General features: G+C 36.1%; 23 protein-coding genes. 12 read left to right on the top strand and 11 right to left on the bottom strand.

The annotated features are described in order from the left end of the window. Positions 1-11: 11 nt before the first annotated feature. From KORDIASMS9_RS22305 to KORDIASMS9_RS22285, 6 genes are all read right to left on the bottom strand, one after another. Positions 12-953, bottom strand: a complete 942-nt coding sequence (locus KORDIASMS9_RS22305) for a glycosyltransferase family 2 protein (protein ID WP_114904975.1) — start codon at positions 951-953, stop codon at positions 12-14. Continuing rightward, positions 953-1,849, bottom strand: coding sequence for a glycosyltransferase (locus tag KORDIASMS9_RS22300; RefSeq protein ID WP_114904974.1), 897 nt, complete (start codon positions 1,847-1,849; stop codon positions 953-955). Before KORDIASMS9_RS22300 ends, KORDIASMS9_RS22305 begins: the two co-directional genes overlap by 1 nt. Beyond that, positions 1,849-2,622 (bottom strand): class I SAM-dependent methyltransferase, encoded by a 774-nt coding sequence (locus KORDIASMS9_RS22295; protein WP_240321102.1) that lies wholly within the window; start codon positions 2,620-2,622, stop codon positions 1,849-1,851. Before KORDIASMS9_RS22295 ends, KORDIASMS9_RS22300 begins: the two co-directional genes overlap by 1 nt. Continuing rightward, positions 2,579-3,259, bottom strand: coding sequence for a cell division ATP-binding protein FtsE (locus KORDIASMS9_RS22290; RefSeq protein WP_114904972.1), 681 nt, complete (start codon positions 3,257-3,259; stop codon positions 2,579-2,581). The genes KORDIASMS9_RS22295 and KORDIASMS9_RS22290 overlap by 44 nt, the downstream gene beginning before the upstream one ends. A 125-nt stretch (positions 3,260-3,384) precedes the next feature. Continuing rightward, the gene (locus tag KORDIASMS9_RS23570) at positions 3,385-3,552 is read right to left on the bottom strand and encodes a hypothetical protein (protein ID WP_162820117.1); all 168 of its coding nucleotides are present in this window, start codon (positions 3,550-3,552) and stop codon (positions 3,385-3,387) included. Positions 3,553-3,704: 152 nt separating this feature from the next. Then, on the bottom strand, positions 3,705-3,977 hold the full coding sequence (locus tag KORDIASMS9_RS22285; RefSeq protein WP_114904971.1) for a hypothetical protein: 273 nt from the start codon (positions 3,975-3,977) through the stop codon (positions 3,705-3,707). A gap of 340 nt (positions 3,978-4,317) precedes the next feature. Here KORDIASMS9_RS22285 and KORDIASMS9_RS22280 point away from each other — a divergent pair, with 340 nt between their 5' ends. The 3 genes from KORDIASMS9_RS22280 (at position 4,318) to KORDIASMS9_RS22270 (ending at position 10,993) form a co-directional block, all read left to right on the top strand. After that, positions 4,318-7,353 carry a tetratricopeptide repeat protein gene (locus KORDIASMS9_RS22280; RefSeq protein ID WP_114904970.1) on the top strand — a complete coding sequence of 1,012 codons (3,036 nt, stop codon included), beginning with the start codon at positions 4,318-4,320 and terminating at the stop codon, positions 7,351-7,353. Positions 7,354-7,402: 49 nt separating this feature from the next. Further along, positions 7,403-9,142, top strand: a complete 1,740-nt coding sequence (locus KORDIASMS9_RS22275) for a TonB-dependent receptor (protein ID WP_114905331.1) — start codon at positions 7,403-7,405, stop codon at positions 9,140-9,142. A gap of 225 nt (positions 9,143-9,367) precedes the next feature. Next, complete coding sequence (locus KORDIASMS9_RS22270; RefSeq protein ID WP_114904969.1) at positions 9,368-10,993, top strand: amidohydrolase; 1,626 nt, start codon at positions 9,368-9,370, stop codon at positions 10,991-10,993. A 236-nt stretch (positions 10,994-11,229) separates the two neighbouring features. Here KORDIASMS9_RS22270 and KORDIASMS9_RS22265 read toward each other — a convergent pair whose 3' ends face one another. Together KORDIASMS9_RS22265 and KORDIASMS9_RS22260 are read right to left on the bottom strand one after the other, a co-directional pair. Continuing rightward, complete coding sequence (locus KORDIASMS9_RS22265) at positions 11,230-11,769, bottom strand: DUF2911 domain-containing protein (RefSeq protein WP_114904968.1); 540 nt, start codon at positions 11,767-11,769, stop codon at positions 11,230-11,232. 216 nt (positions 11,770-11,985) lie between these two features. Beyond that, complete coding sequence (locus tag KORDIASMS9_RS22260; protein WP_114904967.1) at positions 11,986-12,999, bottom strand: hypothetical protein; 1,014 nt, start codon at positions 12,997-12,999, stop codon at positions 11,986-11,988. Positions 13,000-13,410: 411 nt separating this feature from the next. On the opposite strand from KORDIASMS9_RS22260, the gene asnB reads away from it, so the two are divergent. Beyond that, positions 13,411-15,075 carry an asparagine synthase B gene (gene asnB, locus KORDIASMS9_RS22255; RefSeq protein WP_114904966.1) on the top strand — a complete coding sequence of 555 codons (1,665 nt, stop codon included), beginning with the start codon at positions 13,411-13,413 and terminating at the stop codon, positions 15,073-15,075. 235 nt (positions 15,076-15,310) lie between these two features. Here the strand turns inward: asnB and KORDIASMS9_RS22250 are convergent, their stop codons facing one another. Next, a complete protein-coding gene (locus KORDIASMS9_RS22250) occupies positions 15,311-15,517 on the bottom strand; it encodes a hypothetical protein (RefSeq protein ID WP_114904965.1) in 207 nt (68 codons plus the stop codon). A 43-nt stretch (positions 15,518-15,560) separates the two neighbouring features. Here KORDIASMS9_RS22250 and KORDIASMS9_RS22245 point away from each other — a divergent pair, with 43 nt between their 5' ends. Together KORDIASMS9_RS22245 and KORDIASMS9_RS22240 are read left to right on the top strand one after the other, a co-directional pair. Next, positions 15,561-16,580: a dipeptide epimerase gene (locus KORDIASMS9_RS22245; protein WP_114904964.1), complete on the top strand. Its 1,020-nt coding sequence runs from the start codon at positions 15,561-15,563 to the stop codon at positions 16,578-16,580. Positions 16,581-16,747: 167 nt separating this feature from the next. Then, positions 16,748-17,386, top strand: a complete 639-nt coding sequence (locus tag KORDIASMS9_RS22240; protein ID WP_114904963.1) for a hypothetical protein — start codon at positions 16,748-16,750, stop codon at positions 17,384-17,386. Between the two features lie 69 nt (positions 17,387-17,455). On the opposite strand, the gene KORDIASMS9_RS22235 is transcribed toward KORDIASMS9_RS22240, so the two are convergent. Further along, positions 17,456-18,472 carry a T9SS type A sorting domain-containing protein gene (locus tag KORDIASMS9_RS22235; protein ID WP_114904962.1) on the bottom strand — a complete coding sequence of 339 codons (1,017 nt, stop codon included), beginning with the start codon at positions 18,470-18,472 and terminating at the stop codon, positions 17,456-17,458. Between the two features lie 374 nt (positions 18,473-18,846). Between KORDIASMS9_RS22235 and gyrB the strand changes: the two genes are divergently transcribed. Further along, positions 18,847-20,784 (top strand): DNA topoisomerase (ATP-hydrolyzing) subunit B, encoded by a 1,938-nt coding sequence (gyrB, locus tag KORDIASMS9_RS22230; RefSeq protein WP_114904961.1) that lies wholly within the window; start codon positions 18,847-18,849, stop codon positions 20,782-20,784. Between the two features lie 86 nt (positions 20,785-20,870). Here the strand turns inward: gyrB and KORDIASMS9_RS22225 are convergent, their stop codons facing one another. Next, positions 20,871-21,608, bottom strand: coding sequence for a T9SS type A sorting domain-containing protein (locus KORDIASMS9_RS22225; protein ID WP_114904960.1), 738 nt, complete (start codon positions 21,606-21,608; stop codon positions 20,871-20,873). 217 nt (positions 21,609-21,825) lie between these two features. On the opposite strand from KORDIASMS9_RS22225, the gene KORDIASMS9_RS22220 reads away from it, so the two are divergent. The 5 genes from KORDIASMS9_RS22220 to KORDIASMS9_RS22200 all read left to right on the top strand — a co-directional run bounded on the left by KORDIASMS9_RS22220 (position 21,826) and on the right by KORDIASMS9_RS22200 (position 26,456). Next, positions 21,826-22,872 (top strand): DUF6588 family protein, encoded by a 1,047-nt coding sequence (locus KORDIASMS9_RS22220; protein WP_114904959.1) that lies wholly within the window; start codon positions 21,826-21,828, stop codon positions 22,870-22,872. Between the two features lie 98 nt (positions 22,873-22,970). Next, entirely contained in the window at positions 22,971-23,897 is a 927-nt protein-coding gene (gene mdh / locus KORDIASMS9_RS22215; RefSeq protein WP_114904958.1) for a malate dehydrogenase, read from the top strand. A gap of 134 nt (positions 23,898-24,031) precedes the next feature. Beyond that, positions 24,032-24,685, top strand: a complete 654-nt coding sequence (locus KORDIASMS9_RS22210) for a DUF4412 domain-containing protein (protein WP_114904957.1) — start codon at positions 24,032-24,034, stop codon at positions 24,683-24,685. 78 nt (positions 24,686-24,763) lie between these two features. Continuing rightward, a complete protein-coding gene (locus KORDIASMS9_RS22205) occupies positions 24,764-25,720 on the top strand; it encodes a hypothetical protein (protein WP_114904956.1) in 957 nt (318 codons plus the stop codon). 97 nt (positions 25,721-25,817) lie between these two features. Then, entirely contained in the window at positions 25,818-26,456 is a 639-nt protein-coding gene (locus KORDIASMS9_RS22200) for a hypothetical protein (RefSeq protein ID WP_114904955.1), read from the top strand. Positions 26,457-26,496 lie beyond the last annotated feature (40 nt).

Raw genomic sequence — 26,496 nt, 5'->3', positions numbered from 1 at the left:
CGACCCAAGACCTAAAAAGAAGTCACCCGAACATTCAACTTCAACAAAAAGCCTTTCAATTTTTTGACCAATACCATGACAAATCGTGGACTTCTCAATAAGAAACGTTGTTTAAAAGTCAAATTGTTATAATCAATATGTTTCAACATGGCGTTTCGTTGTGGAATGGCGTTTTCTAAGGTGTAGAGCGAAGCAAAAATATAGCGATACAAATCCAAATATTTCTTGAGGGAATTGTTATCTTTTGCTAAAATTTCAAAACGATCCAAATCGGGTAAAGTCTTTGTAATAATGGCGTTTTTACTCATTTGATCGGGCACTTCAAAACGGACTTCGGCAAGTGCTTCAAAATGATACGCAACACGATGTTTTGAGCTGTATTGTATATAAAAATCAATATCCTCTGCAAAGGTAATGTTCGAATCAAATACTTCATATTCAGTGCAAATCTCCTTTTTAAATGCCAAACTACTCTGGCAAAAAATAGGTTGGAACATACTCGCTTTAAAGAAATCGGAAATCAAAAATGAAGTTCCTTGCAAAGAACGATCTATATTTTTTCTCGGAATCAAATCTTCATGCGACGTATAGGTTTCCACATAATCCGTTCCATACAAAGAAGCTTCTGGAAAAGTAATGTAGAGTTTTTCAATGGTTTTCAAAAAGTTTGGACGCCAAACATCATCTGCATCCAACAAGGCAATAATTTCACCGTTCGCTTTCGAAATCCCGTGATTTCGCGTCGCAGAAAGTCCTACGTTTTCTGAGTTTTCAATCAGTTGAATTCTGGAATCCGAAATTTGAGAAACCACCGAAACACTTTCATCCGTACTAGCATCATTCACAATTAGCAACTCAAAATCTGTACACGTTTGTTGCAACACGCTTTCAACAGTTTGCTGAATGTACGCTTGCTTGTTGTACAATGGAATAATTACGGAAAAAAGTGGCATTATTGACGCTTATCTAAATAACAAAGATACGTTAATCTGTACAAGTCAAAAATAAACATAGAAGGATTATTAGAGAGCAAGTTTTTCTCAAAATAATTTCCAAACCAACCATAAAAGAGCGACAAAATATGATGAATTCCAAATTTTTTGACACGTCCGAAGACTTTGGTGATCAAAATATCATTGTGTTTGATCAATCCGTTTTTCAAAAATAAAATCAGCACTTCTACTGATTCCATAGACTTTCGAATAAATTCCTTGCTCGTGTCCAAACCCAAGTGATACACAGGATTTTCAATATGTGTCAGATGCACTTCTGCATGTTTCAAATCGTTGGCAAACAGCGTATCTTCATGACGCGCATTCGGAATATCTTCGTTAAATTTTACACGTTGAAATACATCTTTCTTAATCAAAAAACTCAAGGTTAAAAACCGTAAATACAAGGCTTCTTCTCGTTGTTGCACGCTCAAAGCTTCCCGTTCTTTTCCGTAAATCCAACGCAATACATTTTCTTGCTTTGGTTTCTCTTCTTGGTATAAAATTCCGCCATAAATCACTTCTTTTTCAGCAGAAATAGCTTCAATATACTTTTTAATAAAATTGGAATTGACAGGAAGTACGTCTGCATCTAAAAATAATAACCAATCAAATGTTGCCTTTTGTGCGAGTAAATTGCGAATGCGACTGCGACCAATATTCTCCGGCAAAACGGTGTAGGAAGCGTTCGAAAACGTATTGATGCGCTCATTGTTGTGAATGGTTTCTTTGTCGTTCGAATGATCATCCAAGCATAAAATCTCAAACGCACAATCAGTTTTTGTGATTTGACTGTGTATTTCTTCCACTAAAGAAGAAATATCGTAATCATACGTTGGAATGAGGATCGACAACATTATTTGGTAGCAATTAAAACAATTTCAGGAGACGCATATCCAAAATAGGCGTCATCACTTTTAGGCGTGAAATATAAGCTTTTTACTGTAAAACCAGCTTGTTTTAAGCGTGTTTTTAATCCTTCTGGAGAATAAACACGTACATGGTCTTCCTGTCCAAAATGTTTCAATCGATCTTCAGGAGTAATAATTTGATCGTTTTCGTAAATTTCCCCATCTTTAAAAGGTGTCTGAATTAGTACATTCGCATTCGGTTTGGCAACTCTGTACAATTCTTTTATTGCTTTACGATCGTCAGGAATGTGTTCCAACACGTGAAAGCAAATAATGGTATCAAAAGTAGCTTTTTCTTGGTCAATATGGGTGATGTCGAATTGATGGTCGGCAATAAATTCATCTTCATAATCAGAAGTTACATACGTAATATCAGACCGTTTTTTGAGTTTTCGGTAGATATTCCGCGAAGGCGAAAAATGCAAGATACGCCCTTTTAGATAGTTTTCAGTAGTTAAAATGTTCCACAAACGGCGATTTCTTGCCAAGCTTCCGCAGAACGGACACAATAAATCCTTATTTGGCAACTCGATAAACCTTCGTAATTTCTTTTTACAAACGCCGCATTGGTGCTTGTTTCCCAAATACAAAATGCCGTGTAAAGACCGAAAAAAAGGTTCATTATTAAAAATAAAACGCTTCGGAAGTAGCTTTTTTAGTGTTTTTTTGAGCGAATTATACATTTTTCTGAACGACTTCAAATACTTTACCTTCGTCACATTTGAGCGTTTTTGAAGGATATTTTAACAACAAAGCATAATCGTGCGTTGCCATTAAAATGGTACGACCGTTTTGATTAATTTCTTGTAATACTTGCATGACTTCCACACTGGTTTGCGGATCGAGATTTCCAGTAGGTTCATCGGCAATGATCAATTCTGGATCGTTCAAAAGTGCACGCGCAATAGCAATGCGTTGTTGTTCTCCACCAGAGAGTTGATGCGGAAATTTGAAGTTTTTCGTTTTCATACCAACTTTATCCAACACCTCATCAATCTTTGTTTGCATTTTGTCTTTATCTTTCCAGCCAGTGGCTTTCAGTACAAACAATAAATTATCGGCAACTGTGCGATCTTGGAGTAATTGAAAATCTTGAAAAACAATGCCTAATTTTCTACGTAAAAACGGAATATCTTTCTCTTTTAAAGTGTTTAGATTGAAATCGACCACAGTTCCTTCACCTTCTGTCAACGGCAAATCACCATACAAGGTTTTCATGAAACTACTCTTTCCAGATCCTGTTTTTCCAATCAAATACACAAAATCACCTTTATGAATCGTGAGATTGACATCGGAAAGGATTAAATTTTCGCGTTGAAAAATAGAAACGTTTCTAAGACTGAGAATTTGTTCCATGAATACTAAGGGATTTTAAAATCGGTTACACAAAGTAAACAATTAAACCGCAATACAGAAAACTTATTGTGATAAAAGCGGTTTTGACATAAAAAAAGCGAACCGAAGTTCGCTGTACATTATTATTAATTTACTGGACTGTTATCCGCTGGTGCCTCTTTTGGAGGACAATGTCCATACGATTTACAATGACAAATTGATAACGGTTTGGAATCAGTTCCACCTTTAATTTTGTTAATGGTTGAAATCGTAGTTTTGTTAAATTTTAAATGTTTAATTCCTTTTTTCTTCATGATTTATTAAGTTTTAATTAAAGTTCTTATCAATATACAAAACCCATCTTACAATACATGAATTTCACATTTCTTATGAGTGATAATTACGAATAATTTAATAAAATGCACTTGAAAATCAGAACTTTTCAATTTTTTATACTAAAATTCATTTAGCACCAATATGAATCTGGACAAGCACCTATAGAGCCACAACCATCATCTAGTGTATTACCTGCGCAAACTTCTATACACATAGTGTTTACATCGGAAGGAAAAGGACCCGTAGAATCACAAAAAAAATCATGTTGAGATATTGGACATGGTTGATCAATGCTTGAAGGAAGCGTTGAGCCTCTTACAGCTCCACCATTAAGAGCGTTTGCGTTTAGAAAGGAAATAGAATTTTTGTTTAATTGTAAGGTTTTAAAATTGCGTTTTTTCATAATAGTTAGATTTTAAGATTCATAAAATAAAGGTAATAGATAATTAGGTCGCGTTAAAACAGGCTGTCCGATAATTCCGTGAATTGTTGTAAATAAAAAAAGATCTATTTATAATGCTTTAAAAATTTTGCATGAAATTGTTAAGAAACTGCTAAATACGCGGTAGAAATTACTATTTAAACACAAATGATATACTTATACCAAAAAAGCAACGTTACTTTACTAAATAAAAGAATTTTTGAACCTTTCAAATTTGGCGAAACCTATTTATTTACATTATGTTTGTAAGGAATAGAAATTCGACGCAAAGCATTGCAAATCTCATAAAACCACAAGATTCATGAGCAAAAAAAATCTTCAATTCATTCTATGCTTGGTGCTTGTATGTTTTCAACTCTCATACGCACAAAAAACCAAAGTGTACACACACGATTTAAAAGACTATAACGAAGCCTTACATCTGTATAATAGCAAACAGTATCAAGCTTCGCAAACACTTTTTGACAAGGTGAAACGCGGTACTTCCGATTACGAAACGGAAGCCAATTGCGTCTACTATATTGCTAATTGTGCAGTGCGCTTGAACCAACTTGGCGCAGATACGATGATGGAAGATTTTGTAAAAAGTTATCCGACAAGTACCAAAAGAAATTCCGCCTACATTGATGTTGCCGATTATTATTTTGAGAATGGAAGATACGCGCGAGCCTTAAAATGGTACGACAAATCAGGCGATAAAGGCTTGACCAACGCGCAACGAGAAGAATACAACTTTAAAAAAGGATACGCGTATTTTACCTCTAAAAAGTACGGGAAATCCAAAGAATACTTTCAAAAACTATTAGATTCTCCAAAATACGGTTCACAAGCAAAATACTACACAGGTTATATTGCGTACCAAGAAGATAACTACAAAGAAGCAAGTGAATATTTCGATGGTGTTTCACAAGATGAAGAATACAACGAAAAGCTGTCGTACTTTAAAGCTGACATGAACTTTAAATTGGGGAACTTTCAAAAGGCAATCGACTTGTCTAAGAAAGAATTGCCAAATGCCGATCGCAAAGAAATTTCAGAACTTAATAAAATCATCGGGGAAAGTCATTTCAATCTAAAAGAATACGAAGAAGCAATTCCGTATCTAAAAGCATATAAAGGTAAAAAAGGACGCTGGAACAACACAGATTTCTACCAATTAGGCTACGCGTACTACAAACAAAAAGAGTACGAAAACGCTATCAAACAATTCAATAAAATTGTAGATGGAAACAACTTTGTAGCACAAAACGCATATTACCATTTGGGTGAATGTTACTTGAATACAGACAAGAAACAACAAGCGTTGAACGCGTTTCGTAACGCGTCACAAATGGATTTTGAAAAGAAAATCCAAGAAGATGCCGGACTAAATTATGCACGATTGAGTTATGAAATTGGGAATCCTTACGAAAGTGTTCCTTCGGTATTGACAAGTTACCTAAAAAAATATCCTGACACCGAACACCAAGCAGAATTGGAAGAGCTTTTAGTGAGTTCATACATTACGTCGAAAGATTATGAAGCGGCGTTAAATCTGTTGGAATCCAGCAAAAAATACAGTGACAAAACGACCTATCAAAAAGTAGCGTTTTACAGAGCTATTGAATTATTCAACGACAGCAATTATCAAGACGCATTGACATTTTTTGACAAATCGCTCAAAGAAAACGAATCTGCTGAATATACCGCGAGAGCTACTTTCTGGAAAGCGGAAACAAACTATTTATTAGACAATTATGATATCGCTTTAGAAGGTTTCAAATCGTTTGCCAACGCAAATATTACGGATACGGAAGAAGCAAAAACCATCAATTACAACTTGGCGTACACGTACTTCAAACAAAAAGAATACACAAGTGCTATTTCGAGTTTTGAAAATTTCATTGCGAACAATGCGGACGACACAGCGCGCGTCAATGACAGTTATTTGCGTTTAGGAGATAGCTATTTCGTAACGAGTGATTATACAAACGCCATCAAAGCCTACGACAAAGCCATTGCGATGAAAGGAATTGACGAAGACTATGCGTATTTCCAAAAAGCAATCAGTTATGGCTTTACAGGAAAAACAGATACGAAAATTAGTGCGTTGGACACATTCATCAAGAAATACAAAAAATCGTCGTTGCGAGATGATGCAATGTATGAATTAGGAAACACGTATATCAATTCGGACAAAACCACGGAAGGACTGAATATGTATGCAAAAATGGTGGAAGCGTATCCAAAAAGTTCGTATGTGCCAAAAACGATGTTAAAACAAGGATTGATCAACTACAACACGGGAAAAAACCAAGTGGCATTGACAAAATTCCGATCTGTGGTTGCAAAATTTCCAAACACGGAAGAAGCAATTCAAGCAGTGGCGACGGCGAAATTAATCTATATCGAATTAGGACAAGTAGAAGTGTATGCGAATTGGGTAAAAAATCTCGATTTTGTTGACGTAACCGATGCCGAATTGGACAAAGCGACGTATGAATCTGCGGAAAAGCAATTCATCCAAAACAACACAGACAAAGCCATTGAAGGATTTGAAAAATACGTACAGCAGTTTCCAAACGGATTAAACGCTGTCAAAGCAAACTTTTACTTGGCGCAATCCTATTTCAGCAAAGGCGAAACTCAAAAAACCATTCCACATTACGAATACGTATTGCAAAGCGAACGCAACGAATACACGGAGCAAGCCTTGGCACGATTGGCGCAAGTATTGCTAGAAACGGACAACTATACGAAAGCCGTTCCAGTATTAAAACGCTTGGAAGAAAGTGCTGATTTCCCGCAGAATGTGACGTATGCGCAATCGAACTTAATGAAAATCAACTACGAGCAAGATAACTATTCAGAAACCTTTGCCTATGCAGCAAAAGTATTGGCAAATGATAAAATTGACGATCGTATCAAAAGTGACGCACATGTGTTCATTGCACGCTCTGCCATTGCCACAAACGACGAAGACAAAGCAAAAGCAGCGTATGCGGAAGTACAAAAAATTGCCAAAGGGAAACTAGCCGCAGAAGCCTTGTATTATGAAGCGTATTTCAAAAACAAAGAAAAAGATTATGAAGGTTCCAACGCGGTCATTCAAAAACTGGTAAAAAACTATTCGAGTTACAAACAATTTGGCGCGAAGGGATTGATTTTGATGGCGAAAAACTCGTATGCGTTAGAAGATTCTTTCCAAGCAACCTACATTTTGGAAAGTGTTATTAAAAACTTCCAGAAATATCCAGAAGAAGTCGCGAAAGCAGAAGCAGAATTGGCGAAAATTAAAAAGGCAGAAGCCAAGCGAAATTCGTCAGTGACACCCGTAGAAGATGAAGATGGAAACTAAAAGCAGCGCGATATTGAAATCAAACACAAACTTACAAAGCAAGCACAACATGCGAAATCATATCATAAAATCAACTTGTATTCTGGCGGTATTTTTAATAGCAAATTTGGCAACTGCGCAAGACAAAGACAAGGATAAAGAAAACATCGGAACGGAAGTGGTAAATGTGGTAAAACCGTATACGCCGTCAGTTTCAGATGCGTTCAAAATAAAACAAACACCTTCGTTGAATGATAAAGAAACGGCAAAAAAGAAAGAAATAAAATATGCTATCTTTTCCTTTCCGGTAGCGTCTACGTTTACGCCAGCCAAAGGACGCGCAGCCAATTTAAAGAAAGCAAAACCTGAAAAACTCTACAATACGTATGTGTCGCTCGGTTTAGGAAACTACAACACGGCAGCACTTGATTTTTACACAAGCAGGGCAATTAGTAGAGATGAAACTTTTGATATTTCTTTACGCCATCACTCGTCGCAAGGAGATATTGAAGGTGTAGTATTGGATAATAATTTCTTTGATACGAAGTTGGATTTGGCGTATATCAATCGCAGTAGAGACTTATCATGGAAAGCAAAAGCAGGGTATCAGCACCAAATTTACAATTGGTATGGTTTGCCAGACGTAGGATTAACTCCAGCGGAAATTGGCGGTATTAATGAACAACAAACCTATCACAATGTCTACTTGGGAGCGGATGTAAATATGGAAGATTCGTTCTTTAACGGCGGAAACATCATGTGTAGAAGAATGTTTGACGCTACAAGTTCAGGCGAAAACCGATTGATCTTGCAACCAGAATTTGAAGTGGAAATCGCAGGCGAACTCATCAACGCGATGGTTGATATTGACTATGTTGGCGGAACATTTAAAAATAATTATGCGGGCACAGGAAGTATTGATTACAGCATCTTAAAAGCAGGAATCTCTCCAAGTTTGGTCATTCTACGTGACGATTTAACGGTCAACTTTGGCGCAGGAATCTATGTAGGAATGGATTTGGAAAACAGTGAAAACGATATCTTTATCTATCCAAGAATTACAGCGCAATATCGTCTCAGTGGCGATGATATCATTGCATACGCGGGAATAGAAGGTGACTTACAACAAAATTCATATTACGACTTCGTGCAAGAAAACTTTTTCATGTCTCCAACGTTGGGAATTGCTCCAACAGATCAACAATACAACGGATACTTAGGAATCAAAGGAAAGCTAACTTCTAACGTAAGTTACAACGCCAGAGCGTCCTATATTTCAGAAAAGGGCAAACCACTTTTTAGAGCCAATACGCTCAATCCACAACCAGACAATGGATATTCCTATGGAAATTCCTTTACGGTTCTCTACGACGATGTAACAACACTTTCGGTATTTGGTGAAATCAATGTGGATATTACGAGTAACTTTAAATTTGGCGCTAAGGCGGAATATTTCAATTACAGTACCGATCAGCAAGAAGAAGCGTGGAACTTACCAGAGCTTGAAGCGTCTATCTTTGCAGACTATCAAATCACAGAAAACTGGTTTGCAGGCGCGAATATTTTCTTCATTGGTGAACGAAAAGATCAATTTGATATCACAGGTTTTGCAATACAAACAGCACCAGTTACCGTAACATTAGATAGTTTTATTGATGTAAATGCGCATCTTGGTTATCGTTTCAACGATCGTTTATCGGTTTTTGCAAAAGCAAACAATATTGCCAATCAAGACTATCAGCGTTGGGTAAACTTTCCAGTACAGCAATTCCAAATTATGGCAGGAGCCACTTATAAATTTGATTTCTAAACAAGAAAACTTATAAAATAAAGAAAAGCGTTTCATCACTTGAAACGCTTTTTTTGTGAATTTTCTTCAGATGAATTCTTCCACAAGAAAAACCATTTTAAAAAATTGTATTTTTAATCACTCAAATGATAGACTCAAACGTCACTTCGAGTGATTTTCGCAATGAAATGAAGAAAATTGTATCGAGAAGTACTTTGAAAACTACATGATAAAATATTAGACCAAATGACCAAAAAACTTCTACTCTTAACACTCATTATTTGTGCTATTTCCTGTTCACAAAAACAAACAGTTGATACCATCGTCATCAATGCGAAAGTTTACACAGTTGATAAAAACTTTTCTGATGCAGAAGCGTTTGCCGTAAAAGATGGAAAATTTGTTGAAGTAGGAACTACAAGCGATATCTTAACAAAATACGAAGCTGAAAAAACGATTGATGTTAACGGAAAAACTGTTTTTCCAGGATTCATTGATGCGCATTGTCACTTTTACCGATTAGGAACCGACAAACAAAGCGTAGACTTAGTAGGAACCGAAAGTTATGAAGAAGTCATTCAACGTATTTTCGAATTTCAAAAAGAAAAAAATGTGCCGTTCATTACAGGGCGTGGTTGGGATCAAAACGATTGGGAAGTTAAAGAATTTCCAACGAAAGATCGTTTAGACAAACTATTCCCTGACACGCCTATTGCACTCACACGTGTGGATGGACATGCATATTTGGTGAATCAGAAAGCGTTGGACATGGCAGGAATCACAGCAGCAACAAAAATTCCTGGCGGCGAAGTACAACTCAAAGATGGAAAACTCACAGGAATTCTGGTAGACAATCCAATGGATTTAATAGATAAAATTATTCCACAACCCAATCGCGCGCAGCAAATTCAAGCATTAAAAGACGCACAAAAGGAATGTTTCTCGTATGGTTTAACAACGGTAAACGATGCAGGTTTAAGTAAAGATGTCATCAATCTTATTGACAGTTTACAAAAAGCGGAAACCCTCAAAATCCGCATGTACGCAATGATTAGCAATACGCCGGAAAATGTGGAATATTATATTGACAAAGAACCGTACAAAACAGATTACTTGAATGTATCTTCGTTCAAAGTATATGGTGATGGCGCGTTAGGTTCGCGGGGAGCAGCATTAAAAGAATCTTATTCAGATCAAGAAAATCATTTTGGTGCCATGGTGACGAGTCCCGCAGAACTTTCAAAATTAGCGGAGCGTATTGCGAAAACCAACTACCAAATGAACACACATGCCATTGGCGATTCAGCCAATTATCAAGTATTAAAAACTTATGCAAAAGCATTGGAAGGACAACGCAATCGTCGTTGGAAAATAGAACATGCACAAGTCATTGATGAAGCTGATTTTGACATTTTCAAAAACGATAATATCTTTCCATCGGTACAGCCAACACATGCAACCAGTGATATGTACTGGGCTGGCGATCGTTTGGGAGAAACACGCGAAAAAGGCGCGTATGCGTACAAAAGACTCTTAAACTTATCTGGGAAACTTGCCTTAGGAACTGACTTTCCAGTAGAATATGTAAGTCCGTTCAAGACGTTTTATGCCGCTGTGGCGCGAAAAGACTCAAAGCACTATCCTGAAGGTGGTTATCAAATGGAAAACGCTTTATCTCGCGAAGAAACACTCAAAGGTATGACCATTTGGGCAGCGTATAGCAATTTTGAAGAAAACGAAAAAGGGAGCATTGAAACAGGAAAATTTGCAGATTTTATTGTGCTAGATAAAAACATCATGGAAATTCCAGAAAATGACATTTTTAATACCAATGTATTGCAAACGTTTGTTGCAGGAAAAAAAGTGAAATAGGCTTCTCAGACTCGTATGAACCGCTAAAGTTTCAAATTTACCTCTTAGACTTGTTTCGCTCTAGCGAGATTTGCAATCTCGCGAAAATTTGAAACTTTAGCGGTTCTTGCAACTTCCTAATCTCAATACTAATAACTCACTACTGATCTCTCAAGAGATCCTAAAAAACAAAAACTCAGAAGTCGTAAGAATTCTGAGTTTTCAAATAACCAATAATAACAATAAATAAAGAATAATTAAAAACTAAACGGTACCGCAGCACTAATATTGTCCCATGCTAGTATCATGCGAGCACCATCAGTTTCCTTTGTGAATGCAATAGAAAAATACTCTAAAGCATCAATTTTATTGACAGGAACATCTAGGCGAGCTACATCATTATCTTTATTGTAATAATAAGATCCCCAAATGTCGGTGTCTGAATTTATAATAATTGTCCAAGAATTTTTATTGGGAATGGTAAACAAACTGTACGTTCCTGCTTTAATTTCTTGGTCTCCTAATGTTACGTCTTTAAAAAAAGTAACTTCTGTGGCTTCATTAGCGCCAGTACGCCAAACTTTTCCATAAGGAACTAAGCTTCCAAAAATACTACGACCTTTCTTTTGTGGTCTTCCATACACCACTTTAATAATGGGTGGTGCATTTCGTTTGGCTTTAAAATAACTGATGTCATGCGGACTCTTATCAACATCACTGAACTTTTGTGCAGTGGCATCTATACTAAATAATAAAGTAATGATTAAAAATCCTGTGGCTAAAAAATGCTTTTTCATCGTGCAATTATTTCGAGATAAAAGTAGTAAAACTTCTTCTTAGGATTTTGTTAAACTTTCAATTAAGATGTTAAAATTATAGAGCATACAAACGATTCACAAGCAAATATGTAAGGGAAAGCCGTATTTTTTTGATAAAAATCAATACATGCTACAGCGGGAAATCCGTTAAGGAAATCCCGCTTTTAAAATATGAATCGGAAACTAATTAGTATTTTAAATCAACGTATCAAGCATTTCATTAACATACTTGTCAGCACGCTTATCGCCGCTAAGTGCTTTATTGATATTTTTAACTAAAGTTTCAGCATCTATTTCTTTCTTTGTCAATCGTTTTCTTTTCATAATTAAATTTAGCGCAGTTAAAGCACTTTCTTCGTCTACAACATATTTGCCATCTTTAACAGCGTATTTAAACCTTACGGGTGTAGCACCGACCATAGCGCCAGTACTTCTTTTAGGGCTGTTGGCACCTTTAAACAAAGTATCACTTAATGTACTCAAAGATGTTTCTGAAGTAGTTGGTGCTAATGATCGCATCCCCGTAATTAGGGCATTACTTGTGAGTAAGTTTTGAAACGGATCATTACACGGTGCATGTGTATTAATCACTTGCAATGCTTTTCCATTGGCTGTATTTAGACTATATGACAATTGATCAAAATCTAAATTGGTTTGTGTTCCACTATAACTAGGATCAAACTGTGGATCTAAAAAGGTACCTCTATGTTCCGCAGAAACTAAAATGCGAGCCGTTTCTGGGTCTGAGAATGTCAATGGACTAAAAGAATCTATGTTAGAACTTAGGAGTAACTCAGTATATCCTCTAATAGCTAAATCAGCAGTAGGAGACATAAATAAGTTTGCCAAATTAGGTAAAATAGCCACTGATGCTGTTTGGCCAGCAGGAATAAAAAGACAAGGCACATAATGCCCTAATTGTTTTCCAGCAATCTGTTCACCAGCGCTTGTCATTGTAGTGCTAAATACATTGTCTGATGTAATGTCAAAAGCCACCGTATTATTTGTGTTCGTAAATTCAGTATTTGGGCTAGATGGAATGACTCTAACCGGAGTCCGAGTTCTTAATATGAGCTTAATATCTCTATTTTCAAGATTAGAGATTTCTAAAAAATAACCTTGTACAACGACTCTTCCAACTTCTGCAGAAGGTCCAGTTACTGGTGCTATAGGTTTGTAAAGTAATTCAAAGTTGCTAATAATTGCCATGTGTAATGTGTATTAAATTAATATGTATATGATGAAGTTTTTCATAGTCAAATAGAATAGCTATTCGTTTAATATTGATGAGACTATGTAAAATTTTCAAGACAAAACTAGGGCATGAATAGCTGGACGTAAAATAGCAATCTATGAAGTGTATTTCTCAATGGATGATTGGTTTATCTGAATATATTATCAGATATATCTTACTTTTTGAAACCTTGCCGTTTAAGATAGCTTCTTTTTTTATACCTTTTTTATAGTTTGAAAGTTTGGAAGTACTTTTAGCGTTAAATAATTTCAATTAACAATAAAAGTAATATTTATAGTTTTAAATTGTAAGTATAAATGATTATTATGTTTTTAAATTGAAAGTTATACCTAATATTTGTACTGTAATTGAAAAAAAGAAAAATTATGTGTGGAATTGTATGTGCCTTTGAGCTTAAACAAAAATCTGAAGCGTTGAGACCTCAACTTTTAGAAATGTCGAAAAAAATCCGTCATCGTGGACCGGATTGGAGTGGAATTTACAGTGCTGAAAATGCAATTCTAACGCATGAACGTTTAGCAATTGTCGATCCAGTATCAGGAAAACAACCTTTGTTCAGTGAAGATAAACAATTAATCTTGGCGGCGAACGGAGAAATATACAATCATAGAGAATTACGCAAACAGTTTGAAGGTTCGTATAACTTTCAAACACAATCCGATTGTGAAGTCATTCTTGCCTTATACAAAGAAAAAGGAAGTACGTTTTTAGATGAATTGAACGGAATTTTTGGTTTTGCATTGTATGATGCACAACAAGATGCGTATTTAGTAGCAAGAGATCATATGGGAATCATTCCTTTATATATTGGTTGGGATAAACACGGAACATTCTATGTAGCGTCTGAATTGAAAGCTTTAGAAGGTGTATGTAGTAAAATTGAAGTATTTCCTCCAGGATACTATTTAGATAGTAAAATCGGCGAATTAAAACAATGGTACCAACGCGATTGGATGGACTATGAAGCTGTCAAAGAAAACCAAACAAGCATTGACGAACTGCGTGAAGCCTTAGAAGCTTCCATTCACAGACAATTAATGTCTGATGTACCTTACGGAGTGTTACTTTCGGGCGGATTGGATTCTTCGATCACTTCTGCCGTAGCGAAAAAATATGCGCAAAAACGTATCGAATCAGACGATACAGCAGAAGCTTGGTGGCCACAATTGCATTCGTTCTCTATCGGATTGAAAGGTTCGCCAGATTTAGCTGCTGCTAGAAAAGTGGCAGATCATATCGGAACCGTGCATCACGAAATTACCTTTACCATTCAAGAAGGGTTGGATGCAATAAAAGATGTTATTTATCACTTAGAAACCTACGATATTACTACGATAAGAGCTTCAACGCCAATGTACTTAATGGCAAGAGTCATCAAATCTATGGGAATCAAAATGGTACTCTCAGGCGAAGGTGCTGACGAAATTTTTGGAGGCTATTTATACTTCCACAAAGCGCCAAGTGCGGAAGAATTACACAAAGAAACCGTTCGTAAACTAGACAAATTATACCAATACGATTGTTTACGTGCCAACAAATCATTGGCAGCTTGGGGAATAGAAGGGCGTGTGCCTTTCTTAGACAAAGAATTTATGGATGTTGCCATGCGCATCAATCCAAAAGACAAAATGATCAACGGCGAACGTATGGAAAAGTGGGTATTGCGCAAAGCATTTGAATCCTACTTACCAGAAAGCGTTGCATGGCGACAAAAAGAACAATTTAGTGATGGCGTAGGCTACGACTGGATTGATACCTTAAAAGAATTAGTAGAAAGCGAAGTTTCGGACGAGCAATTGGCAAACGCAAAATTCCGTTTCCCAGTACAAACACCAAGAGCAAAAGAAGAATATTACTATCGCAGCATATTTGAGGAGCATTTTCCATCAGAAACAGCTTCGTTAACAGTGCCTTCGGTACCATCAGTAGCCTGTAGTTCGGTAACCGCTTTGGAATGGGATGAATCTTTCAAAAACATGAACGATCCTTCTGGAAGAGCGGTGGCAAATGTGCATGAAGAAGCGTATTAATTAGTTCTTTTTATCATTCCCGCGTAGGCGGGAATCTATAAAAATGAAATCTAAAAATACAACAAGAATTCAAACGTCACTTCGAGTGAAATTCTACTAGAAATTTCGCATCGAGAAGTGCTATGGAAAATAAATAGATTCCTGCCTTCGTAGGAATGACAAAAAGTATCAAACTGAGACACACATTTTTCAATTACATATCTACAAAAGCGTCATATACAACTGTATGGCGCTTTTATTTTTTAGTGCCTTTTCGCCAAAAATAGAATGCTAGATACAAAATACCACAGGTTATCGACACAACCATAATAGTTAAGTAGGTTCTTTGTGGTGCAATATCGGGTGCATTTGAAGTCATTATTCGTGAAATTTCAGGAATTGCGCCAAAAGCGGTAATGATTACACAAAAAATAGCTAATCTTTTATAAGCAACTTTACTCATACAAAATAATTTTTGGTAAGATAAGAAAATGTATCTTTAAAATATGAAGCTCCAACTGACCATACACAATTTTGAACTTCCGTTGAAAGATCCGTTTACAATTTCACGGTATACAGTGACGGTGCAAAAAACGGTGGTCGTTGCTATTTCAGATGGAATGTATACAGGCTACGGAGAAGCTACTGTGAATCCGTATTACAATAGTACTGTTGAAAGTATACAGGCTTCCGCCAGAAGTGTCTCAGCGATACTTGAAGCTTTAGAAGAACATACACATCCAACACAACTTTGGGAACAACTTGAACCGAAATTGAAAGACAATTATTTTGCCTTGTGCGCGATTGATTGTGCCTATTGGGATTTGTACGCGAAGCAACAACAAAAGCCATTGCGCCGTTTTTGGAGCGAACACGATTTGAAACTTCCTAAAACAAATTACACGATTGGAATTGACGAAATTCCTGTCATGCAATCCAAAATTCAGCAAACACCTTGGCCTATCTATAAAATAAAATTAGGCACCAAAAACGATGTGGAAATCATACAAAAACTCCGTGAAGTCACCGATGCTGTGTTTAGAGTTGATGCCAATTGCGCTTGGACCGTTGAAGAAACCCTTAAAAACGCAGAAATTCTCAAACAACTCGGTGTCGAATTCATAGAACAACCATTGCAAGCCGACAATTGGAAAGGCATGGAAATCTTGAAAAAAGAAAGTGTGTTGCCAATTATTGCAGACGAAAGCTGTCAAAAACTAGCGGATGTTTCTACCTGTGCAAAAGTGTTTCACGGCATCAATATCAAACTGATGAAATGTGGTGGCATGACGCCAGCGTTGCAAATGATACAAATCGCGAAAGCAAAACAGTTAAAAATCATGGCAGGTTGCATGACCGAATCTTCCATAGGAATCTCCAATCTTACACAATTAGCACCTTTACTAGACTATATTGATGCGGACGGCGCATTGTTATTGCAAAATGATATTGCTTCGGGCGTTGGTTTTAATTATGGTGAAATTAGCTACGCTACTGGCAATGGATCGGGCGCAATACTGTTGTAAAAACAAGTCATTTTGGTCTTTCAGTACAGAACTTTTCTAAAGAAATAACTAACGCATATCAAATCATAACGTTTTCTTAAAACCTGTAAAAAGGCATGTTTTTTGTGATTGAAAAAAAGTAAATAGCACGTTTACAACACTTTTGAATTAACATTAAAACCATTTTTATGAAAAAAATTACGTTACTTATTCTCGTCTATTTTTTTAGTTCCCAATGCATCTTTTCCCAAGATGACACAAATGATTCTTACAGCTATGATCCGCTTGAAAAAGTTGATGTCAGTCTTGGTGGCGGCGTATTTATGCCACTTGGAGATTTAAGCCAATACTTTGGAACCGCACCTTTTTTTGATTTTAGTGTGGATTATAATTTAAGGCGAAAAAGAGCTATTGGACTTTCGTTGCAATTTGTAATTCCCAATCAAAAAGATGATTTTCTTTACAGACGAACCATTGATACGATTCAAGTAAAAAGTACCATGATGTTTAATATTTTAGTCAACTTTAAAAAGAGTCTCGCGACTTCAGACAAAGGACAATTTGATATCAAATTGGGTGTTGGAGGATCTATGATTACAACGGATGCTAGAAATCCATTTTACTCAGGCCAAGAAGGAGAGACTAAATATGAAACCGTAGGCGCTATTCTATTTGCGCCTGGATTGGAATATAAACATTCTTTTAACGACGATGCACAATTTATAGTTGGTGTCAGTATGCATTACGCACCTTATAAAGTAGAAGGTGCGGTGCGGGAAAATATTGGCGGTTTGGCACTAGTGCCCAAAATAGCCTATATCTTTTGACATGAAAACTAAAAAAACGCTCAAAATTAATGCAATTCTGAGCGTTTTTATTATATAAGTAAGTTCAAACTATTGTTTGATAAATTTCTTTGTAGTAATCGCGCCTGTTTCCGTTGTAAGCGTTACAAAATACATTCCTTGTTGCAAGTTTGCTACCGAAATTCTAGAAGTATTTCCGTTGGCAGTAAACACATTTCTTCCTTGTACATCTACAATAGAAACGGTTTTAATCGCTTGATTCGTTGTTGCATCAATGGTTATAAAATCTTTCGCAGGATTAGGATACAACTGAAACTGCTCAGCATCAAACGTATCGGTAGACAGTGTTATCTCAGTATTACGTTCAAAAGTCTCTGTGGTTTCATTCACTCCTAGAAAAGCAGAGACAACCACAACATTGTTATATCTAAAAGCAATATTATCAGCATTATTATCATAATAGTAATACGTTGTTTGTGTCAAAGTTCCAATATTATTAAAAATAGGAGGAATGCTAAAACTTAATGTTTGGTCTATGCGTAAACGTGTTACATTTCCCGTGTATCCTCCACAGCAAAGAACAGCGTCCATACTTAACGTTCCATACGCATCTACGGTAGCTGTAAACGTTCCTGTGAATGTTCCGCTGGTTCCCATAAAAGAAAATGTTCCTGCGGCTGTACCAGAATTGGTGTCGCCAAAACTTAAAGGAAACAATCCTACAAAGGCATTTGTAGTACTATAATTTAAAACAATATCTCCTTGTGAAGCTCCTGTAATATAATTTCCTGTGCCGTCTTCTCTCAAAAAGAACGTGCTAGTTACAGGTGTTCCACCTTGTAAAGTAATACTTTGTACATCCGTAGTGCCGGGATATGTAGTTAGTTGCATCGCAGTTGGTGCTGCATAGGTGTCAACGTTGTTTCCTGTAGGAGTTGACCCATTAAAGTCCCAAAAAATATTGGCGCCTGTGGGTGTTTGGTCAAAAGTCATAGAAGGGTTGACAATCGTAAAATCAGAATTTGGATCCGTATTGAAGGATGCAATAGTTTGTGAAAATCCTGCAATACTAAAAAATAATGCAAGTAAGAGTAATTTTGTTTTCATTGATAAATATTTAGTAGAATAGTATTAATACGTGTAAAGCTACTAAAATAGTGCTAGTAAAAGTGACTTTCGAGCAGAAAAAGCGGTTTCGCGTTGTTTTTAGCACAAAATGAAAGGGCAATAGATGGCTTTTAAGCGATTCTGTAAAAAAGCAATCAGACTTACGTAAAAAAATAATGTAAAAATGCGTGTAAGGCTATTTTAAAGCGTTTTAAGGAATTTTAGGTAAAAGTGATAAATGTTAATAACTATTTTAAAAGCTGCTTAAAAGTATGTAAAAATGAATTTTTGAAATCTTATATTTGTTGTTTACAAGCAAAATAAAAAACAACAAGTAACACTGTTTAAAAATATAAAAATTAAGGAGAATATTTATGAGCGAAGAAACAAAAAACCAATATTCAGCCGATAGTATTCAGGCACTGGAAGGAATGGAGCACGTACGTATGCGTCCATCCATGTACATTGGAGATGTCGGTATACGAGGTTTGCACCATTTGGTATATGAAGTAGTGGATAACTCTATTGATGAAGCGTTAGCGGGTCATTGTGATACGATTAGTGTTGTCATTAATGAAGATAATTCTATCACTACGGAAGATAATGGTCGTGGTATTCCAGTAGGAATTCACCAAAAAGAAGGCGTTTCTGCACTAGAAGTTGTCATGACTAAAATTGGTGCAGGAGGAAAATTCGATAAAGATTCTTATAAAGTTTCTGGAGGATTACACGGAGTTGGTGTAAGTTGTGTAAACGCATTATCCGATCACTTAAAAGCCACAGTTTTTAGAGAAGGAAAAGTGTGGGAGCAAGAATACGAACGCGGAAAACCAATGTATCCTGTAAAGGCCGTTGGTGATTCTGATAAAAATGGTACGATTGTAACGTTTAGACCAGATGCTTCTATTTTTACACAAACCTTAGAGTACAACTATGAAACGCTTGCTAATCGTATGCGCGAATTGTCATACCTAAACAAAGGAATTACAATTACCTTGACGGATAAGCGTAACAAAGATGAAAAAGGTGAGTATGTGGGCGAAGTTTTTCATTCTGATGAAGGACTTAAAGAATTTATTAAATACCTAGATGGAAATCGTGAGCAAATTATTGCCGATGTAATTGCCTTTGAAGGTGAAAAAAATGGAATTCCTGTAGAAGTAGCAATGACGTACAATACGTCGTATTCTGAAAACTTACATTCGTATGTAAACAATATCAATACACACGAAGGTGGAACGCACTTATCAGGATTTAGAAGAGGATTAACGCATACGCTGAAAAAATATGCGGAAGGATCAGGAATGTTAGACAAATTGAAGTTTGATATTTCGGGTGATGATTTCCGTGAAGGACTCACCGCAATTATATCGGTAAAAGTTCAAGAGCCGCAATTTGAAGGACAAACCAAAACAAAACTAGGAAACCGTGAAGTATCAGCTTCTGTGAGTCAAGCAGTATCTGAAATGCTTACGGATTACTTAGAAGAACATCCTGATGATGCTAAAACCATTGTGCAAAAAGTGGTCTTGGCAGCACAAGCACGTCATGCAGCACAAAAAGCGCGTGAAATGGTACAGCGTAAAACGGTGATGAGTATTGGAGGTTTGCCTGGGAAACTAAGTGATTGCTCCGAGCAAGATCCTGCAAAATGTGAAGTATTCCTTGTCGAGGGAGATTCGGCAGGTGGAACGGCAAAGCAAGGTCGTGATCGTATGTTTCAAGCCATCTTGCCATTACGTGGTAAAATATTGAACGTAGAAAAAGCGATGCAGCACAAAGTGTTTGAAAACGAAGAAATCAAAAACATCTTTACAGCACTTGGTGTCACTATCGGAACCGAAGAAGATAGCAAAGCATTAAACCTTTCAAAACTAAGATATCATAAAGTTGTAATTATGTGTGATGCCGATGTCGATGGATCGCATATTGCAACGTTAATCTTAACATTCTTCTTCCGTTACATGAAAGAATTGATTGAAAACGGACATATTTACATTGCTGCACCACCATTATATTTGGTGAAAAAAGGAGCAAAACGTAGATATGCTTGGGACGATCAAGAGCGTGATGTCATCTTAGAAGAATTCGGTCAAGGCGCCAACATTCAACGATACAAAGGTTTGGGAGAAATGAATGCCGAACAACTTTGGGACACCACCATGAATCCTCAATTTAGAACGTTGCGAAAAGTTGTTATTGATAATGGAGGAGAAGCCGATCGTGTATTCTCAATGCTTATGGGAGACGAAGTGCCACCACGTAGAGAATTTATTGAGAAAAATGCAGTATATGCTAATATTGACGCATAACGAATACATTTCATAAAAATAAAAAATGCCTCTTTTTAATTGAAGAGGCATTTTTTATTATATGTTAATGATATTTTTAAAAATGATCATTCCTTAATAAAACGAGAAATCGTAGAATCTCCGTCTTTAAATGTAGTTTTCATAATATACATGCCAGGTTTTAAAAATGATAAATCCACCGTACTTTCTTGATGTGAAACTCTTGTTTCAAAAACAGTTGCTCCAACTAAAGACAGTACATTTAATTTTTCTACAGAAAATCCTTTAAAATCAAAATGCAACTTCTTCTTTACAGGATTCGGATACATCACAATCTTTTTCTGCTTAAATTTCGTTACAGATAAAATATAGTTCCCATGTACCGCTCTATTTCCTTCTGGTGTATCAATAATCAAACTCATATTTCCATTGCCTTCGTCAATAATTTCATAATCTAACGTTCTTTGAGGATCAAAGTTTCCTACGATAATTGTATATAAATATTGATTTTCAAGAGCGCAATTTGGAAGGCAACCTCCAAGCGTTACACTTGGTTGCTGAATGGTAAATGAAGTTGGAGTTATGACAAGTGGTCCTGTTAAATCAAAAGCACTATTAATACCAGCTACGTCCGCACCAAAATTATAGTCGCTGGGTTGTGATCCGTAAAATTGAATTCCTGGATTAGTGCTAGGCAAACCTGGCCAATTTGGCACATTAATGGTATTTCCGTCAATAACCATATAATGTAAAATCCACTTATTTTGATTATTGAGTAATTCCTGTTGCGCAAATCCAAACGTACAAAATAGCAAGGTACAGAAAAGTAGTGTAGTTTTTTTCATGTCGTAATCTTTGAGATAAATGTACGAAAAAACAAGTCGTGGATTGAAAGGTATATACCGTAAATTTGTTTAAATTTATAAAATTGAAGAAAATAAACATCTTTACCTTTCTGATAGTGAACGTGTTGTTTTATAGGGTAGTAAATAGGGTGAATTTCCTGTGTATACTTTTCAATGATTTCATTATTTTTAGGGGAATAAAAAACCTACACGTATCATGAAAAAAAGAATTACTTTAGTAGTATTATTGTGTTTTTCGGCATTACAAGCCCAAGAACTGGAAAGTCTTTTATTAGCTGGCGAAGATGCTAATAAACTTACGGAAAACTATATGAGTCCCTTAATGGAAGGACTTTTATTCAGTATGAATGGCGGTTGGTATACCACTGCAAAAACACATAAAAAGTTTGGTTTTGATATTACTATTTCGGCAAGCGCTAGTTTTGTGCCTGATGCGCGTCAAAACTTTGCATTCAATCCTTCTGATTACCAATTTTTAGTGACAGCGAATGGCGAAACGTCTATTCCAACAGTGATGAGTGAAAATAGTACAGAAACCACTATTGATGTACGCATTCCAATTGATGGCACCAATACCTTCAAAGTTGGGAGTTTTGAAATGCCTGGCGGAATTGCAGAAGACTTTCCTATAAATGCGGTTCCAGCACCCATGCTTCAAGTTGGAATTGGATTGCCGACAAAAACAGATGTGAAAATACGATATGTGCCACAGTTGAACTTTGATGATGATGTAAAAGCAGGTCTTATCGGGATAGGATTGCAACATGATATTACCCAATATTTAGGCCCGATAGATAAATTACCACTCAACGTTTCCATTTTAGCTGCATTTACACGATTGAATGCTACCTATAATATCAACGACGATAGTTTTTCAGATAATGTAACCATTCGCAATGGCGACGCAGAATTTACCATGAACGCATGGACCATTCAAGCATTGGGTTCGTTAGACTTTAAAATTGTGACACTTTACGGTGGATTTGGGTACAATCAAGGAAAATCGGAAATTAATATCAACGGTGATTACAACCTCAGTTATGATGTGGAAGATGAGAATGGAAATACAGTTTCTACCATTACAGAAACCATCACAGATCCTGTAGATCTTGATTTTGAAGCGAGCGGAATTCGTACCACACTTGGAGCGCGCTTAAATTTAGGACCTATAAAAATATTTGGCGACTACACTTTTCAGAAATTCAATACATTAAGTGCTGGTTTGGCTATAAGTATTCGATAAGATATTAGAGATAAATATTTCTTAATAACATTGCTTTTCAATGTAAAAAATAAGAACTTTGCAGCTTTAAACAATACATCAAATAAAATATAAAAAATATGAAAGTTACAGTTGTAGGAGCAGGAGCCGTTGGTGCTAGTTGCGCAGAATATATTGCTATCAAAAACTTCGCTTCAGAAGTCGTTTTATTAGACATTAAAGAAGGATATGCTGAAGGGAAAGCTATGGATTTAATGCAAACCGCTTCTTTGAATGGTTTTGATACAAAAATCACAGGAAGTACAAGCGACTACTCTAAAACAGCTGGTAGTGATATTTGTGTGATTACTTCTGGAATTCCACGTAAACCAGGAATGACGCGTGAAGAACTCATCGGAATCAATGCCGGAATTGTAAAATCAGTTTCTGCTAGTTTAATTGAGCATTCTCCAAATACCATCATTATCGTAGTAAGTAACCCAATGGATACCATGACGTATTTAGTGCACAAAACTACAGGTTTGCCTAAAAACAGAATCATCGGAATGGGCGGCGCATTAGACAGTGCTCGTTTCAAATACAGATTGGCAGAAGCATTAGAAGCGCCAATTTCTGACGTAGACGGAATGGTGATTGGTGGACATAGTGATAAAGGAATGGTGCCATTAACAGCACATGCGACAAGAAACAGTATCAAAGTCTCAGAATTTTTATCGGAAGAGCGTTTAAATCAAGTAAAAGAAGATACGAAAGTTGGTGGAGCAACCTTAACAAAATTATTAGGAACGTCTGCATGGTACGCGCCAGGAGCAGCAGTTTCAGGATTGGTTCAGGCAATTGCTTGCGATCAAAAGAAAATGTTCCCTTGCTCATCTTTATTAGAAGGTGAATACGGACTAAACGATTTATGTATCGGAGTTCCTGTAATTTTAGGTAAAAACGGAATCGAAAGCATCGTGGAAATTGAATTAAGCGACGCAGAAAAAGCGCATTTAGCCACAAGTGCAGAAGGTGTTAAAAAAACAAACGGACTTTTAGAACTATAAGTCTTATTTCATAAAATCAGAGAAAAACCTCATCGCGAATTGCGTTGAGGTTTTTTTATATCCGCTAAAATGTAACATATTTGTGAGCTTGGATACAAACTATATAGTTTGAAATTAAACAAAAACGTAAAAAGATGAAGAAAATATTAGTATTGGCAGCATTGGCATTTAGTGTAATGATTTCTGCACAAGAAAAAATATCAGAAGGAAAAATTATTTCTAAACAAACAATGTCTACTGATAACGAGCAAGTACAAGCACAACTTGAAATGATGGGGAAAATGGAGACAACAACCTTATTTAAAGGTGCAAGTTCTAGATCAGAATTAGACAACCCAATGTCTGGTAATATCATTACAGTTATCAATTCAGAGGAGAAAAAAATGTTGATGTTGATGGACAATCCCGCATTAGGGAAAATGTACACACTAGAAGATATTTCATTAACAGAGGAAGACTTAAAAAATATCAAAGTGACCAAAGGAAGTGAAACGAAAACAGTACTAGGATACGAATGTCACCAGTATATAACTTCTATTACAAAAGACGGAGTCACGATTGATATGGTGATGTATACTACCGAAGCTATTGAAGCACCAAGCCAGCAAACAGCCACTTTAGGAGGGAAATTAAAAGGATTTCCTTTATTTATGGTAATGAAAATGAACCAAATGGGGATTGATATGAAAATTACCACGGAAGTGACTAAAATTGAAAAGCAATCAGTTTCTTCTGATTTATTCAATGTTACGCCACCAGAAGGTTACAAAAATATGAAAGAACAATAAATTGTATTTTTAAAACAGAATAACAAAGGCTGCAATACATTGTAGCCTTTGTTAGTTAATTCAAAAATTACATTCCTTATGTACAGAAAATATAGTAAATACTTAGCGTTTCTTTTGCTGGCATGTCTTTTTACAGCGTGTGAAACTGCGTCAAAAGCACCAACACATAGTATTCAAATTGAAATACAAGAAGTAATATCGAAAGAAGAAAAACAGCGTGCGATTAAAAATATTCAAAGGCGTTTGGAGTCACATGGAGCAGAAAATGTAGTCATTACAGAGCAGGAAGATCAAAAAATCACGTTTAATTATGCTGGAAACGTAAAGCCTAAAACTTTGGATAAAGGGTTTTCTGTGAGAGGAAAATTAGAGTTTTTTGAGGTGTGTTTGGAAAAAGAAATACTACACAAATACTTACTCAAAACGGAAGATCGTATGGCAAGTAACAATCATCTTAATGATAAAGAAAATGGAAAACATGCGAATACGGATGCACTTTTTGGAATTTCTTTTTTACACTCTTCAGGACCTGTTTTTGGAGTCATTACAGTGGAAAACGTAGAAAAAATACAGCCGTTATTGAAAAAAGAGCCTTTTTATTTAGAAGGTAAAAAAAAGTATATCAAATTTCTGCTTGGAAAAAAAGATCACAAAATAAATTATGATATATATGTAGTTTATGTCAATAAAGATGGCAGTCCTGCACTAGATGGAAGCTATGTTGTAGATGCTACTGCAAAAAAGGCATCGTATCATGATGGATACGTTATTACGCTTCAAATGGATGACGAAGGTGCCAAGATTTGGGAACAAATAACGCAACATGCCTATGAAACACGCGGAAATATAGCGGTTGTTATGGATGATGAAGTCTATGTAGCTCCCTCAGTTTCCACAGGAGGAATTACAGGAGGTCTTACGGAAATGGCAGGAAACTTTACTAGAGAAGAAGCTACTATTTTAGCAAATGCAATTCGTTTAGGAAGCATTCCGAAAATGGAAATTATCAAAGTAGAAAGCCTTTTATCGTACTAAAAGTGTATCAAAGTAGTAGGATAACATTCAACTACTTAAAGTAAAATTAAATGCTAAAAGATTACGTTTGTCTCCTCTTTATTTTTATATTTGGCGGATGATTGCAAAAAAGTGTTTTAGTGCTTTATTAATCTTAACGATTCTCTTTGGCTTTTACAAAGAGCAAACGCCTGCGCCCAATCAAGAAATTGAACTTCAATTTTCTGACAATGTTGCAGTTACGCAAGATGCTACACTCATAATTCAAGCAATCAAACAACAACTAGAAAATGTTGGTGTAGAAAACATTCAAGTACGCGAACGTACTGCGCAAACACTCAAAATAGCATATTTTAGTGAAGATGCTGTTGCCACCATCAAAGAATTTTTGGTTGAAAAAGGCTTGTTAGCAAACGATGAATTGCCAACAATACCTGCAGAAGAGCAACAGGTATATCTGAAAGCTTATGCAAATGTTGATCAGTATAAAATTGACATTTACGAATTGCAATCTACTTCCGATTCCTATTTCGGAGGAGCGCACGGAAAGTACATTCTAGACTTACATAAAGAATTTGACAAATCTCCTACCCCAAACTCGTTTGCCAAAGCAAGCTCGTTTATAGAAGGAGATTATCATATACTTGCTATTGAATTCACGTATACAATCTCTGGTGATACGGTAATTCACAAGGAACACATAGCTTACGAAATTCCTGATGTACGCGCAGGACCTTCTGCAACTTCACTAATATAAGTTTCAAATCATACAATACACGATACTTTTTAGGAAAGTA

Source organism: Kordia sp. SMS9, assembly GCF_003352465.1.
Taxonomy (GTDB): Bacteria; Bacteroidota; Bacteroidia; order Flavobacteriales; family Flavobacteriaceae; genus Kordia.
Note: the sequence above shows the minus strand (reverse complement) of the source record. Positions and strands in the feature narration are given on the sequence as shown.